Source organism: Phenylobacterium sp. (genome assembly GCF_035309685.1).
Taxonomy (GTDB): Bacteria; Pseudomonadota; Alphaproteobacteria; order Caulobacterales; family Caulobacteraceae; genus Phenylobacterium.
This window is the reverse complement of the sequence record NZ_DATGEX010000042.1, coordinates 35,630-49,369: the sequence shown is the minus strand read 5'-3', so window position 1 is coordinate 49,369 and position 13,740 is coordinate 35,630. Positions and strand designations below refer to the sequence as shown.

14 protein-coding genes are annotated in these 13,740 nt (G+C 69.2%); 8 read left to right on the top strand and 6 right to left on the bottom strand.

Features of this window, described 5'->3' with window-relative positions:
• Positions 1 to 56 precede the first annotated feature (56 nt).
• Entirely contained in the window at positions 57 to 281 is a 225-nt protein-coding gene (locus VKQ35_RS13540) for a CDGSH iron-sulfur domain-containing protein (RefSeq protein WP_324362442.1), read from the bottom strand.
• A 74-nt stretch (positions 282 to 355) separates the two neighbouring features.
• Complete coding sequence (locus tag VKQ35_RS13535) at positions 356 to 1,108, bottom strand: methyltransferase (RefSeq protein ID WP_324362440.1); 753 nt, start codon at positions 1,106 to 1,108, stop codon at positions 356 to 358.
• 298 nt (positions 1,109 to 1,406) lie between these two features.
• Between VKQ35_RS13535 and VKQ35_RS13530 the strand changes: the two genes are divergently transcribed.
• The 6 genes from VKQ35_RS13530 to VKQ35_RS13505 all read left to right on the top strand — a co-directional run bounded on the left by VKQ35_RS13530 (position 1,407) and on the right by VKQ35_RS13505 (position 6,898).
• Entirely contained in the window at positions 1,407 to 2,699 is a 1,293-nt protein-coding gene (locus VKQ35_RS13530) for an MFS transporter (protein WP_324362438.1), read from the top strand.
• 81 nt (positions 2,700 to 2,780) lie between these two features.
• The gene (locus VKQ35_RS13525) at positions 2,781 to 3,323 is read left to right on the top strand and encodes a UrcA family protein (RefSeq protein WP_324362435.1); all 543 of its coding nucleotides are present in this window, start codon (positions 2,781 to 2,783) and stop codon (positions 3,321 to 3,323) included.
• Between the two features lie 53 nt (positions 3,324 to 3,376).
• The gene (locus tag VKQ35_RS13520) at positions 3,377 to 3,769 is read left to right on the top strand and encodes a hypothetical protein (protein ID WP_324362433.1); all 393 of its coding nucleotides are present in this window, start codon (positions 3,377 to 3,379) and stop codon (positions 3,767 to 3,769) included.
• A gap of 477 nt (positions 3,770 to 4,246) precedes the next feature.
• A complete protein-coding gene (locus VKQ35_RS13515; protein ID WP_324362431.1) occupies positions 4,247 to 5,332 on the top strand; it encodes a hypothetical protein in 1,086 nt (361 codons plus the stop codon).
• A gap of 154 nt (positions 5,333 to 5,486) precedes the next feature.
• Positions 5,487 to 5,702 carry a hypothetical protein gene (locus VKQ35_RS13510; protein ID WP_324362430.1) on the top strand — a complete coding sequence of 72 codons (216 nt, stop codon included), beginning with the start codon at positions 5,487 to 5,489 and terminating at the stop codon, positions 5,700 to 5,702.
• Positions 5,703 to 5,773: 71 nt separating this feature from the next.
• The gene (locus VKQ35_RS13505; protein ID WP_324362428.1) at positions 5,774 to 6,898 is read left to right on the top strand and encodes an energy transducer TonB; all 1,125 of its coding nucleotides are present in this window, start codon (positions 5,774 to 5,776) and stop codon (positions 6,896 to 6,898) included.
• A gap of 507 nt (positions 6,899 to 7,405) precedes the next feature.
• On the opposite strand, the gene greA is transcribed toward VKQ35_RS13505, so the two are convergent.
• Positions 7,406 to 7,885 carry a transcription elongation factor GreA gene (gene greA, locus VKQ35_RS13500; RefSeq protein ID WP_324362426.1) on the bottom strand — a complete coding sequence of 160 codons (480 nt, stop codon included), beginning with the start codon at positions 7,883 to 7,885 and terminating at the stop codon, positions 7,406 to 7,408.
• Positions 7,886 to 8,094: 209 nt separating this feature from the next.
• On the opposite strand from greA, the gene VKQ35_RS13495 reads away from it, so the two are divergent.
• Positions 8,095 to 9,576 carry a phospholipase D-like domain-containing protein gene (locus VKQ35_RS13495; protein ID WP_324362424.1) on the top strand — a complete coding sequence of 494 codons (1,482 nt, stop codon included), beginning with the start codon at positions 8,095 to 8,097 and terminating at the stop codon, positions 9,574 to 9,576.
• A gap of 78 nt (positions 9,577 to 9,654) precedes the next feature.
• On the opposite strand, the gene VKQ35_RS13490 is transcribed toward VKQ35_RS13495, so the two are convergent.
• The gene (locus VKQ35_RS13490) at positions 9,655 to 10,737 is read right to left on the bottom strand and encodes a ThuA domain-containing protein (protein ID WP_324362422.1); all 1,083 of its coding nucleotides are present in this window, start codon (positions 10,735 to 10,737) and stop codon (positions 9,655 to 9,657) included.
• Between the two features lie 201 nt (positions 10,738 to 10,938).
• Here VKQ35_RS13490 and VKQ35_RS13485 point away from each other — a divergent pair, with 201 nt between their 5' ends.
• A complete protein-coding gene (locus tag VKQ35_RS13485) occupies positions 10,939 to 11,712 on the top strand; it encodes a PEPxxWA-CTERM sorting domain-containing protein (RefSeq protein ID WP_324362420.1) in 774 nt (257 codons plus the stop codon).
• Positions 11,713 to 11,825: 113 nt separating this feature from the next.
• Here VKQ35_RS13485 and VKQ35_RS13480 read toward each other — a convergent pair whose 3' ends face one another.
• Positions 11,826 to 12,875 carry a TauD/TfdA family dioxygenase gene (locus VKQ35_RS13480; protein ID WP_324362418.1) on the bottom strand — a complete coding sequence of 350 codons (1,050 nt, stop codon included), beginning with the start codon at positions 12,873 to 12,875 and terminating at the stop codon, positions 11,826 to 11,828.
• The gene (locus VKQ35_RS13475) at positions 12,872 to 13,648 is read right to left on the bottom strand and encodes a sulfite exporter TauE/SafE family protein (RefSeq protein ID WP_324362416.1); all 777 of its coding nucleotides are present in this window, start codon (positions 13,646 to 13,648) and stop codon (positions 12,872 to 12,874) included. Before VKQ35_RS13475 ends, VKQ35_RS13480 begins: the two co-directional genes overlap by 4 nt.
• Positions 13,649 to 13,740 lie beyond the last annotated feature (92 nt).

Sequence of the window (13,740 nt, the reverse complement as noted above, 5' to 3'; positions counted from 1 at the left end):
ATAGACGTCAGCGCGCGGCGGTTTCCCTACGTCGCCGGTTCAGCGCCGAACAGGGCTCAGCTTTCCAGCGGCGCGGCGGGATCGGAGGCCTGGAAGCCGATGGCCTCGTGGCTGCCGTCGCAGAACGGCTTGGTCTTCGAGGCCCCGCAGCGGCAGAGCCAGATCTTCTTTTCGCCGGACACGTCGATCGGCTGGCCCGTGGAATCGATCAGCTTCAGCTGCGAGAGGTCGCCGCCGACCACGATCGAGCCATTGGGCGAAAACAGCATCTTGATCGGCATCGGGTCTTTCCTCCGTGCGCCTGGCAGGCCGGACGCCCCTTGGCCTTGGACGGCCAGGGGCGCGGCAGGGGTCCCTATTTCGGCTTGCGGTACTTCAGGATGAACTGATCGGTCTTGCCGCGGATCGAGGGGTCGAAGACGCTCTTGTCGTGCGTGTCGGCCGGATCGGCCAGCAGCTTGTCGTCCTCGGTGACCAGCTTGAAGCCGGCCGCCTCGACCTCCTTCTTGACCACCGCCTCGTCGATGCGGTGCAGTTTGTTGGCCGCGTCCTCGGTGGGCGTGCCGGGCGCCGCGGCATGGTCGACGATCAGGTAGATGCCGCCGGGCTTGAGCGCCTTGAAGATCTCCTTGTTGGCCGCCTCCGCCGTGCCGGGCGGCATGCGGTTCAGGTGCAGGTCGTGGTAGTTCTGCACCGTCAGCACCAGGTCGAGACCGTCCGGCAGCCCGGCCGAGGCGATCGGGGCGGCGAGCGGGGTGACGTTCGTATAGTCGGCGACCACCTTGGTCTGGTCGGTGCCGTAGGCGGGGCGGAAGCCGATGAACTCGCCCGACTGGAAGGCCCAGACGTGGCCCTTCTCGCCCACCGCCGGCGATAGGATGCGGGTGAAATAGCCGCCGCCCATCATGAAGTCGGCGACCTTCTGCCCGGGCTTCACCTCGCCCATGGCCAGCAGCTCGGCCGGGTGGCGGGCCACGTCGCGCGAGCTGTCCGCCGGCGGCCGCTTGGCGTCGCCCAGCGCCGCGGTGAGGTTGGCGGGCGCGGCCGCGGCCGCTGCGCCGGCGACGGCAAGCACCGCCAGAACCGAAATCGTCAGATTGCGAGCCATGCTCGATGTCTCTCCTGAAGCTAAGCCTTCGAGGGCGAACCTAGCACCGGTTTTCGGGCCCGCTCGCGGAAAAATTCGCGGGCCATCGGGGGCGACCTAGGGATGTGACGCAAGGGCGCCGTCATACCCGCAAGGCCGGTGTCCATGCCCAGGACGCCCCGGCTCCAGGCCCCGGCGACCCCCGATCGCCGGGGCTTTTATTTTGCCCCTCTTCCCCTGCCAGAATCCCCACGCTACCCCTTAGGCGTTCGGGGAACATCGACATGGCGGAGCTGACGACGATGGCGGGATCGCGCGGGTGAGCGGCGGCGGAACGGTCGTCGAGGAAATCCCGGGCGTCCGCGCGACGCCGCTCCCCGCCGCCGAGCGGACCCGGCTCCTGCTCTGGGTCGCCGTGCCGGTCCTGGTGCTCAATTTCGCCGCGCCCTACCTGCAGCTCATCGCGCTGCCGCTGGTCTTCTTCCTGAAGAACCGCCTGCACCAGAGCCCCGATCAGGTGGCGCTGTTCGCGCTGATCGCGGCCTCGCCGACCTACATCGGCTTCCTCGGCGGCTTCATCCGCGACCGCTGGAGCCCGTTCGGGGCCGGGGACCGCGGCCACCTCGTCGTCTTCGGCCTGGGCGCGGTCGCCGCCTTCGCGGCGCTCGCCTTCGCACCGCCGACCTATGGCTTGCTGCTGGCCGGAGCCATCCTCGTCGGAATCCTGCTGCAGTTCGTGACCGGGGCGGCCAGCGGCATCGCCACCGCCATCGGCCGGCGCCACGCCATGTCCGGCCAGATGTCGACGGCGATGAACACCGCCATCATCATCCCCGCCGTGGCCTCCGGCTGGCTGGGCGGCCTGCTCGCCGGCTCCATCGAGGACGTGCCGGCCGCGCGCGCCCTGCGCTCGGTCTTCCTGATCGGCGCCGGCCTGATGGTGCTCATCGCCGCCTTCGGCGCCTTTGGCCCCAAGCGGGTGTTCGAGGACGGCCAGATCGAGCCCGAGGCGATCTCATCGGGCGCCGACTTCGTGCGGCTCCTGAAGTGGTGGCCGATCTACCCGGCGCTCTTGATCCAGCTGCTCTGGCAGTTCGCGCCCGGCGCCGGCATCGCCATGCAGTTCCACCTGAGCAACGACATCCACGCCAGCGACGGTCAGGTGGGGCTGTTCTACACGATCTTCTACGGCGGCTTCATCCCGATGTACGGGCTCTACGCCTGGCTCGCCCAGCGCATCTCGCTGCGCCCGCTGGTGTGGATCGGCGGCGTGCTGGCGGTGCCGCAGATGGCCAGCCTGCTGTTCATCCATTCTCCCGTCGGCGCGCTCTGGGCGGCCGTGCCCATGGGCCTGTTGGGCGGCATCGGCCAGGCGGCCTTCACCGACCTCACCATCCGCTCCAGCCCCAAGGGCCTGGAAGGGACGATGATGATGCTGTTCCTGACCATGTACTGGGTCGCCCAGCGGTTCGGCGACCTGTGGGGCGCCGACCTCTATTCGCACCACGGCGGCTTCAACGCAGCCCTCTGGGCGACCATCGCCGTCTACGCCGCGATCCTGCTGGTCATCCCCTTCGTGCCCAAGGCGATCACCGCCGGCCACGACGCCTGAACCGTAGGGCCTGGGCGGCGTCCAGGGAACCGCGTTCCACGGTCGGCGGTTGCTGAGCTTCCACGATAAGGAGCCGCGACCATGCGCTATCTCGCGCTTGCCACCCTCACCGCCGCCGCCGCGCTTGCCGCCGCCCCGGCGCTCGCCCAGAACATCGACGAGCTCACCGTCACCGGCCATGGGCCCCGCGCCCAGAGCCTCTCCGAGGCGGTCAGCTACGCCGACCTCGACCTCACCCAGCGGGCCGACCGGGCGACCCTGCAACGCCGGGTCAGCGACACCGCCGGCCGGCTCTGCAACCAGCTGAACCAGGACCCGGCGACGCACCACAACATGGGCAAGTCCTGCAAGGACATCGCCATCCGCGACGCCATGGGCCAGGTGCGCCAGGCCTTCGCCGACGCCAGCTCTTCACCCGCCTATGTCGACGCCTTCGGGACCCCGACCAGCGCCACCGTCCCGGACGTCCCCTATGCGCAAGCCCCCTATGCGCAAGCAACGGGCTTCGAGGCCAGCGCCTACACCGTCGACAACGGCCCGATCCCCGACACGCCGGAGAACCGCGCCCGTTACGGCGGCCCCATGTCGCGCGCCGGCCAGCGCACGCCGGCCAGAGGCAACTAGGCCGGGCGGGCAATCAGGCCGGAACGATGCGGCGGCGTCGGGGTTGAGTTGTCATGGCCAGCCTCGACATCCGCCCGCATTCGCCCCGCATCAGCGGCTGGGCGGTGGCCGGGCTGATGCTGCTGGGCGCGGGCGCTTTCGGCGCCGGCGTCGTCCATCAGCTGACGCCGGCCGGCGCCCTGCCCTTCCCGCCGCAACAGGACGCCAGCCTGAAGATCGCCGTGGCCACGCCGGCCGCGGACGTCGCGCCGCCGGTCGATCCGCCGAAACATCGTGACGCGCCGCCGGCCGCCGACGCTGCGCCCGGCCTTGCCCTGCAGGTCGCCCAGACCGCGCCCGGCGCCGACGCCGCGAGCACCGCGCCCGAGCCCGCCGCCGCGCCGCCCGCGCCTGAACCTCAGACGCCGCAGACGCCGGCCCCCGGCGACGCCGACCCGCCGACCTAGCCGCCCCGCCAACCTTCACCATGGTTCATCCGCCGGTCAGGCTCGCTGCGGCAAGACCCTGCATCGTCCTTCTGGCGGCTGCGTGACGTGTCGCCGATGGGCGTCCGACGGCCTGCGGCTCGCACGCCGCCGGCGGAGCCCCCGGCGCCGGGAGAGTATTCAGCGTCGGGGGCTCTGGACCGGGCCGCCCCCGGAGGGACGGGTGAAAGCTGCTCGGGGATGGCGAGCGGCATGCTGCGGACCGGTCAAGCTGAGCTACGCGCCCGGACTTCGGCAAAATCACGCCCTTCGGACGCCGTTCCTGAAACAGTACCGCAACGATGGAAGCGCAAAGGGGCGGCGCGACGAAAAGCCTTGCCCCGCGGAAGACCGGGGCCGACCCCCTGGGACGCATTGCCCGGGGGTCAGGCGGGACGTAAGTTGCTAGATCAACGCGACGCGCCGCTGAGGCGCCAAGCTTCGCCACTGGAGTCAGCTGTGAACCGCGCTCTCATTCTCGCCCTCGGAACCGCGATCTGCGCCGTTCCGTTTGTGGCTTCCGCCGCCGACGACGCCAAGCCGGCGCCGGCAAAAACCGCCTCCGCCGCGAAGGCTCCGATGGCCGCCGACGGCCACCCCGACCTGTCGGGCTACTGGTCCAACGCCACCCTGACCCGCGAGGTCCGCCCGGCGAGCCTGGGAACCAAGTCGGTCTACACCGCCGAGGAAGCCCGCAAGATGGAAGCCGAGGTCACCCAGGAGGTGGCCGACGGCAACAAGCCGACCGACCCGAACTCCGGCGTCGAGGGCGGCAAGGAAGATCCCAAGAAGCTGCGTCCGGAATTCGCTGCGGCCGGCGGCGACGTGGGCGGCTACAACCGCGGCTGGCTCGACCCGGGGTCGTCGGTGATGCGGGTGCGTGGCGAGCCCCGCACCTCGTTCCTCACCACGCCCGACGGGCAGGTGCCCAAGCGCCTGGCTTCGGCTCAGACCGGCGGCGGCGGCTTCGGCCGCGGCGGCATGGGCTCATTCGACAACCCCGAGAACCGTTCGCTCGGCGAGCGCTGCATCCTGGGCTTTGGCCGCAACGCCGGCCCGCCGATGCTGCCCAACGGCTTCTACAACAACAACTACGAGTTCGTTCAGACGCCGGACTCGGTGGCCATCGTGGTCGAGATGGTCCACGACACCCGCATCATCCGCCTGAACGCCCAGCACCGCACCGATGGCGTGCGGCCGTGGATGGGCGATTCCGTCGGCCACTGGGAAGGCAAGACACTCGTCGTCGAGACCACCAACATCCCGCAGTCCCAGGCCTACAACGGCGCCTGGAAGAACCTGAAGGTCACCGAGCGCTTCACCCGCGACGGCGACAACCGAGTCCTCTACCAGTACACGATCGACGACCCGACCACCTGGGCCAAGCCCTGGGGCGGCGAGTACGAGTTCTACAAGCTGCAGGGCATCGTCTACGAGTACGCCTGCCACGAGGGCAACTACGCGCTCCCCGGCATGCTCGGCGGCGCGCGCCGCCAGGAGCAGGAAGCCGCGGCCAAGGCCGCCGGCAAGCCCGGCGCCGAATAGCCGCTCCCGTCCTTTCGGACCCTAAAGAGCCCCGGCGCCGCAAGGCTCCGGGGCTTTTTGCTATCTATCTGACAGTGTTAAGCAACTTGCTTCACGCACGCTTAGGCATGGCGCGATTACGCTCTCGCAGGGACGCGCTTTAAGGTTCATGGCCATGAGTTCGGCCGTTCATCAGGGTTTGGATTTCCTCAGCCGTCTGCACGGACTGGCGGCGCACCCGCTCGCCCTGGTGGTGGCCCTCGCCCTCATCGCCGCCCTGGTCGAGCAACGCATGGCGCGCCGCCGCGCGGCGGACGTCGGCGGCGCCTGGCGCGGCATCGACGGGCCGCCCCCCGAAGCGCCTAAGCTGCCGTCGTTGCGCGACCGCTGAGCTGCTACCCAGCGGGCGGCGGCCGTGGCAACCTTCGCCGCGAGATCCGACGACCGACAGGGGGATCCTCCATGCTCGCCGCAGTCCTGGCCCTGATGGCCGCCGCCGACCCGCAGGCGACCGCCGCGAAGCCTCCCGCGGCCCCAGCCGCCACCGCGGCGACCAGCACGGTCTCGCCGGTGACCGTCTCGCCGGAGAGCAAGGCGCCGGCGCCCGACCTCAAGATCGACATGCAGAGCGACGACGACGACATCAGCAGGATGGTCGTCATCTGGCCGGGCACGGCCTACGCCGCGCGGCTCGACGGCCGGGTGAACCTGCGCTGCAAGGTCGATGTCCATGGCCTGGCGGAATGGTGCGAGGTCACCAACGAGACGCCCAGGAACAAGGGCTTCGGCAAGGCGGCGCTGGAGATGCGGCCGACCTTCAAGCTGCCGATCGCCCAAGGGCCGGACGGGCCGGTCCCGGCGATGCGCAACATCGCCCTGACCTTCAAGGCGCCGGACACCACCGTCACCATGGCCGCGGTGCTGAAGAACGGCTCCGCCCGCGGCATGGGCAACGCGCTCGCGATGCGCCAGGTGACCATGCTCAACTATCCGGTCTGGGTTCAGGCCGCGACCTTCGAGGACCTCGCCGCCGCCTATCCGGCCAAGGCCAATGGCGCCGAAGGCTACGCCGTCGCGCACTGCCACCTGCTCCACACCGGCCTGCTGACGACGTGCCAGGTCATCGCCGAGACGCCGGACAAGCTCGGCTTCGGCAAGGCCGCGCTCGACCTGGCCAAGAAGTTCCGGGTGGCGCCGGACCTCGCCGCGGTTCGCCAGGCCACGCCCGTCTGGGTCGATGTGCCGATCCGCTGGCCGGCCGGCCCCGCGCTCGCCGACCGCACGGTGATGGCGCCGGTCTGGATCACCGGCGTCGACCTGAAGTCCGCGCCAGGCGTCTTTCCGCCGGAGGCCGCCGGCAAGGGCCTGACCAGCGGCCGGGGCGTCGCGCGCTGCGTGGTCGGCGTCGACGGGACGCTCACCCAGTGCGCGCCGGAAGCCGCCGACCCTGACGGCCTCGGCTTCTCGGAGGCGGCGGTGAAGCTCGCCTCGACCATGAAGATGAACCTCTGGTCGGCCGACGGCGAGCCGGTGGAGGGCGGCGTCATCCACATCCCCATCCGCCTGGGCCTCAAGGGCGCGAACTAGGCGCGAGAATATTTTGTCATCACTTAAAGCTTCACTGTAATGTTTCTGTCATCCATCGCATATTTTTGGAGACAAACTAGAGCTTAGCCATAATATATCTCGCGAAGCTCTGCTGTAGAACGTGCGGCGAAAGCGCCCATAACTAACCGCTGTTCGCCACAGAACCGCCTCTTCCCCGCCGCGAAAGCGATCCCAACACTACGGCGTCTTCCCCTGGTCAGATGCGCCGCGCGGCAATCCAACGCATCGCGTTTGGTTAATCCGCTTGGCACACGGGCGCCGGGGCTTCGTCAGGGGGTCAGATTTCATGATTGCGTCGTCGCCACGCGTGCGTATGTGGCTAGCAGGGGTTGGCTGGCTGGTGGGAGCCGCCCTGTTCATACGCTTCGCTCAGATTCTGCCGTGCTGCGCCCCGACGCCCGTCGAGGTCGCGCTCCGCTCGAACATCTGCCAATGCACGGCGTCGTTCGTGACCTCGTGCCCGACCTACGAGGCCTCCTCCCGCCGCTAGCGGACCGCTACGATCTCCACCTCGGCGCCGTTGACCAGCGCCACATCGCCCACCGCCTTGCCCAGGAGCGCGCGGGCCAGCGGGGACGCGTAGGAGACGCTGCCCTTTGTGGGATCGGCCTCGTCCTCGCCGACGATGCGGAAGCTTTGCCTGCGCCCGTCCTCGCGCTCCAATTCCACCGTGCGGCCGAACAGCACCTTGTCCGCCTCGCCCTGCGGCTCGGTCAGCTGGGCGCTGGCGCGGCGCGACGACCAGTAGCGCAAGTCGCGGGTCGCCCTGGCCATGGCGGTGCGGTCGGCGCTGATGCCGCCGTCACTCTGCGCCTGGCCATAGGCCGCCCGCGCCGCCGCCAGCTCGGCCTCGATGGCGGCGAGCCCCGAGGCGGTCACCAGGTTCGGATGCGCGGAAACCGGCCGGTCCGGCAGATCGGCGGCCTGGGACTCGTAGTCCTCTTCCCGGGTGAAGGCGACGGCCATGGGAAAACCCTAGGCCCCAAGCGGCGGCCAGGAAAGCGTCCTCCTCCTCCTCCCACGGCGGGCGCAGGGATGGCGATCGCGGGATCGGGCGACCCTCTTGACCGGTGGCCGACGTCGAGCCGGGGATGCCCGCAAGCGGACCCGCCGAACGCCGATCTGGGAACAACCTGCGCCTTAAGGGCTTCCCTGCCTGAGCGGAAGGCCCAGGCATGCTGTTGGAACCGGGAGTGACCTGCTGGCGTCGCGAGACGAGCGCGCGGGCCGCGCTGATCGTCGACATGGCGGACTATTTCGACGCCGCCATGGCCGCCATGCGCAAGGCCAGGCATTCCATCCACCTGCTCAACTGGGCCTTCGAGCCTCAGACGCTTTTCCACCCCCAGCCCGGCTGCACGGGGCAGGAAGACGACAGGATCGCCAATTTCCTGAAGCGCCTGTCAAAGGACAATCCCAAGCTCGACGTCCGCCTTCTGTGCTGGCAGTCGGCCCTTCCAGTTGCGGCTACCCAGAACTGGTTCCCACTGGCGGATCGCAAGACGTTCGCCGGAAGTCACGTGAAATTCGTCCTCGACGGGAAGCTGCCCATGGGGGCGTCGCATCACCAGAAGGCGATCATCATTGACGACGCGATCGCCTTCTGCGGCGGGGGCGACATCGGACCTGACCGCTGGGACACTTGCCATCACCTCGACAATGATCCCCGCCGGGAGAAGACGAAGCACGCCCACGGCAACTCCGAAAACGACTTCGACAGCCGCCACGAGGTTATGGGTATCGTCGAAGGGGCGCCGGCCAAGGCTCTCGGCGCGCTATTTCGCGATCGGTGGGCGCGCTGCACCGGCGAAACGCCGCCCGATTCACCGAAAGTGCGGCCGGCGTGGCCGTCCCAGATCAGGCCGCAGTTCCACGCCATCGAAGTCGGCCTGTCCCGAACCCACGGCGCCTGGAAGCATCACCCCGAAGTCCGCGAGGTCGAACGCCTCCATCTTGAATCCATCGCCCAGGCAAGGCGCTGCATCTACATGGAGAACCAGTATTTCACCTCTCCCTTAATCGCCGGAGCACTGGCCCGCCGGCTGCAGGACCGGGATGGCCCGGAGGTTGTCCTGATCGGCACAGAACACTCGCCGAGCTTCTTCGACCAGGCGACCATGGACCGCACGAGAGTGAAGTTCATCGAGACGCTGAAACATGCGGACAAGCACGGTCGCTTCCGGGCCTACAGCCCGGTTACGACACTTGGCCGGATCATCATCGTCCACGCCAAGCTGACGATCATCGATGATCGGCTCCTCAGGATCGGTTCGGCCAATATCAACAATCGCTCCATGGGCCTGGATACCGAGTGCGATATGAGCTTCGAGTCGGCCGGACGCGCCGGCGTCGGCAACCGCGCCGAGATCACCCGGCTTCGCACCCGGCTGCTGGCCCATTGGCTGGGATGCGATGAGGGCGCTGTGGAGGCCGCGATCCGCAAAGCGGGCGGCGTTGGCGCGGCGCTCGAGTCCTTGCGCAACGCCGGCTACGCACGTTTGCGACCCATCGAACTGCCGCCCGTGAAGGGCGTTGCCGCGGTCATATCGGCCTATCATCTCGGCGACCCCTTCTCGCCGGCCGACAGCTGGCGGCCCTGGCGTCGCAAGACGCATTCTGAAATGGCCGCGCGGCGGGGTCGTGAAGCGGTGAAATGACTGGGGCGTGAGGAACACGAATGTCCGCAACGGGTCGAAAGCGGACCTAAGGTCTTGCGCCGACCCGCGACGAGATCGTCACCTTGCGGGAGGGCTGTCGTTGGCGGCGAGGTCGCCGGCGGCATACTGGATGCCGGCCGTCAGCTGCTGCAGGATGGCCGGGACGGACAGGACGTGCTCGCTGTGACCGAGCGCGTTGTAGTAGACGCGGCCCTGGCCTTCGCGGCGGACCCAGCTCAACGCGTAGTCGCCGTCGGCGCGCCTGGTTTCCGCGGGCTCCTTGGCCTTGTCCGCAGGCGACATCTTCGAATAGTCGATGCTGGTCAGGACGTGCACGTTCTTCCGCGAGAAGGAGTTCTGTTCGAACGTGTAGATCTCGTCGTGGATCGTGAATGGACGTCCGGCGAAGGCCGCGTTGATCGGGCTCCGGGGATCGTCGATCTTCACCGTGACCTGCTGCGGCAGCAGCCAGTGCCACTTGAAGAAGCCGCCGACCATTCGGCTGTATTCGGGCCACAGGCTCTTGGGTCCGCCCGGGCTGTCGGCATTGGTGTGGTAGGCGTCGCCTGCCGCGTGGGTCAGCACCAGGCCATGCCCGCTTCGGACGTAGCTCAGCAGTGCGGCGCGACGCGCCGATGTGGCGACGGGATCGGCGTCGTCCAGAAAGGCGCCGGTGGTGTTGTCCAGCACCACCACGTCGTAGTTCGCCAGGCGCTCGGGTGTGAAGTCCTGCAGCCTGTAGGTGATCGTGGTCGCCCAGGCCCCGGTCCTGTCGCCAAGCGCCCCGATCGCGAAGGCCGTCAGCGGGATGACCGAGTGGACGTAACCCCCGGCCTTGCAGAACACCAGGACCTTGCGGGCCCTCTTCGGCCTCGCCGGAGCCGACGTCGGCAGGTTGTCCAGGACAGCCAGCGTGTCCTGGAAATACGGGGTCTCCACCTGCACGCCGTCCACGACGCTCTGGGGGCGATAGCCCGTGGGAGGCGGCTGTCCCGGCGGGCCGTTCGGTGGGGACGGCGCGGTCGGCGGCGGGGCTGAAGGGCGGGCGGCCCCGCCCTGCGCCAGGGCTGGGCCGGCGATCAGAACGGCGACGGCGATGGCGCCGATTTCCCCGAGGCGTTTCCTCGGACCGCGCCAGGGCTTGGGTTTGTGGATGTCCATGCCGCCCCCAGCAGTTCGCTGGAAGCGACTGTAAACGGACTCGCAGAAGGTCCGCTACGGGTCGGCAAGGCTTCTCGGACGCTCAACCTAAGAGATTTCGAATTGCGGCGGAACCTCGTCCCGAGTGCGGCGGTTGTACGCGGGCTGACGGCGCCAATCCGGCTGCCTGTGATGCAACACAACTTCCGGAAGGTTGGGCCTATGAAACTTCAAACACGCGGCGCGGCGGCGGCGGCCGTCCTGGCGATGGCGATGCTGGCGGCGGGCGCGGCGGGGGCCGGGACCATCTTCTCGGAGAATTTCAGCGGCTATTCCCTGCCGACGACCAACGGGGCGATGGCCTCGGGCGTCTCGTCGACCAGTGGCGACAGCTTTACGACCGCCTACAGCTTCCGGACGGGCACGAGCAACACCGGCCCGAACAGCATGTACGATGAGGGAACCTGGACGATCGGAACCAATCCGTTCAACGTCCATAACCTTTGGGTCAATATTCCGAGCACCAACCCCTTTCTGATGCTGAACGGGGCGACCAATGACTCCGTGCCCGCCCCGGCCGCCTACGTCAGCAACGGCATAAGCCTGGCCGCGGGCGAATATTCCTACTCATACGAACTGCTCAATCTCTGCTGCAATGCGAACGGGCCCACGGGCACGCCGTCGCTGCTGCAGCTCTGGTACTATAAGCCGGGGTCGTCGACTCCGACCGACATCAACTTCACCGTCGACACCAAGCCGGCGGCGAACGGCTGGCAAACCGTCCACGGGACATTCGACGTTGCGCAGGGCGGGACCATCCACCTCGGGCTCTCCGACGACAGCAGTATCGCGAGCGGCAATGATTTCGGCGTGGACAATATCAGCCTCGCCTCCGTGCCGGAGCCCGCCAGCTGGAGCCTGATGATCCTGGGCTTTGGCGGACTTGGCGCCGTGCTTCGCCGCCGCCGCGGCCAAGGGGCCGTCGCGGCCGCGTAATCATTGAGACACCCATGGAGAAAGCCCCGGTCACGCCGGGGCTTTTTCGTCGAGATTCGCGGCCTGCCCGCCGCAACACCGCTTTCAGCGCGGCGCCTTGGAAGGCTCGACATCTATTCTGCGTCGAGCGGCGCACTCCAGCGTTCGCGGGGGACCGTCACGCCGCCGCGGGCGCCCGGCGTCACCGAGCCGAACCGTTCGGCGAACACCGGCGGCAGGGCCTGGGCCTCGGCCGGCGCCAGCCACAGGCGCAGCAGATGCCGCCGCCGCGCCGGCTCCGCCCAGTCCTCGAAGGCGGTGCGGTCGTGGAACAGCACGTGGTTGTTGACCAGCTGGATGTCGCCCGGCTGGAAGTCGATCTCCAGGTGGAAGGCGGGGTCTTCGGCGACCGCGTCCAGGAGGTCCAGCGCCGCCGTCTGCGCCGCGCTCAGGGGCGCGACGCCGTCGAACCGACGGGCGCTTTCGATGTACTGCCGCTGATAGATCCCGGCGAAGTGGCCGGCGTGCCAGTTGAACACCGGAATCGTGAAGAACGGCCGCTCGCCCGGCGCGGCCTCGCCCCGGCGGTCGGTCTCGATGGGCTCGAACAGCACGGCGGCCAGGTCCGGCGCACGCGCGCGCATTTCGTTGTGGATCGCCACCGAGCTCACCAGGCTGGAGCGCCCGCCCGCCTTGGCCGGCATGAGGCACATCAGCCCGACCACGTCGCAGCTGTCGGTGTGGTAGGTCTGCCGCTCGTGGGTCTGGTAGAGCCTGGCGGTCGGGTCGTCGCTCGCGCGGCCCAGGTCCTTCACATGCCCCAGCACATGGCCCGCCGCGTTCTGCGGCCGCAGAGCTCCCCAGTGCGCGCCCAGGCCCAGGAAGGCGGCGGCCTGCTCGCGCCGGCTCAGCCGCGCGGGATCGAGGCCGCGGACCACCGCGAAGCCTCGCCCATCCAGCACCTGCGAGCGCAGCACCTCGCGCAGCCGCCCGCCCACGCCGGGCAGCGGGACGTCATGCGCCGTCGTCTCCGCCAACGGCTTGCCGGAGGCCGCCAGCGCCCGCGCCGCCGCCTCGATCTCGGCGGCCTCGGCGGCGGTCAGCTCATGGATCCATTCGCCGGGCGTCAGGTCGCCCGCGCGCCAGGCCGCGGGCCCCTCGATCACGGCCGGCGCGGCGCTCACGGCTGGCGGCCCGCCTGCCAGAAGAGGCCGACGGTCAGCGCCACGCCGATCAGCACCACGACCACCCGCAGCGCCTTCTCGTTCACCCGCTTGAGCATCCGGGCGCCCACCACGCTCCCCAGCACCGCGGCCACGCAGGCGACGCCCGCCTCGACCCAGCGCACCTGGCCGGAGAACAGGAAGATCAGCACGGCGGTGAAGTTCATCACGCCGGCCAGCACGTTCTTGGTCGCGCCGGCCGCCCGCATGGCGAGCCCGCTCAGCGCCAGCGCCGCCAGCATCAGGAAGCCGATCCCGCCCCCGAAATAGCCGCCGTAGATGGCGATCAGGAACTGCACGAAGCCGCCCATCCAGGGGCCCAGGTGGCTCGCGGCCCCATCGGCGCGGGGTTTCTTCCCGAAGCTCCCCCAGGCGAACGCCCCGGTCGCGAACAGCACCAGCCACGGCACCAGCCGCGCGAAGAAGCTGGACGGCGTCGCCAGCAGCAGCACCGCGCCCACCGCCCCGCCCGCTAGGCTGATCGCCACCAGCGCCCGCAGCGACAGCCCCTCGGTCCCCTGGGCCGACTTGCGCCCGACCCAGCCGCCGGTGACCTGGCCCGGGAACAGCGCCACGGTGGAGGTGATGTTGGCCGCCCGCGCGTCCATCCCCGCCAGCATCAGCGCCGGCAGCGTCAGGAACGAGCCGCCGCCCGCCAGCTGGTTCTGCACCCCGGCCCACAGCGCCGCGGCGAACAGGATTCCCAGGCGCAGGACGGCGTCGGCGTGAGGCATGACCGGCGTCCTAGCCCATGGCGCGGCGTCGCGATAGCGCCGCTTCGCCATGAATTTGGACTCGCCACGGACGATATGTTCTGCTTTTGTTC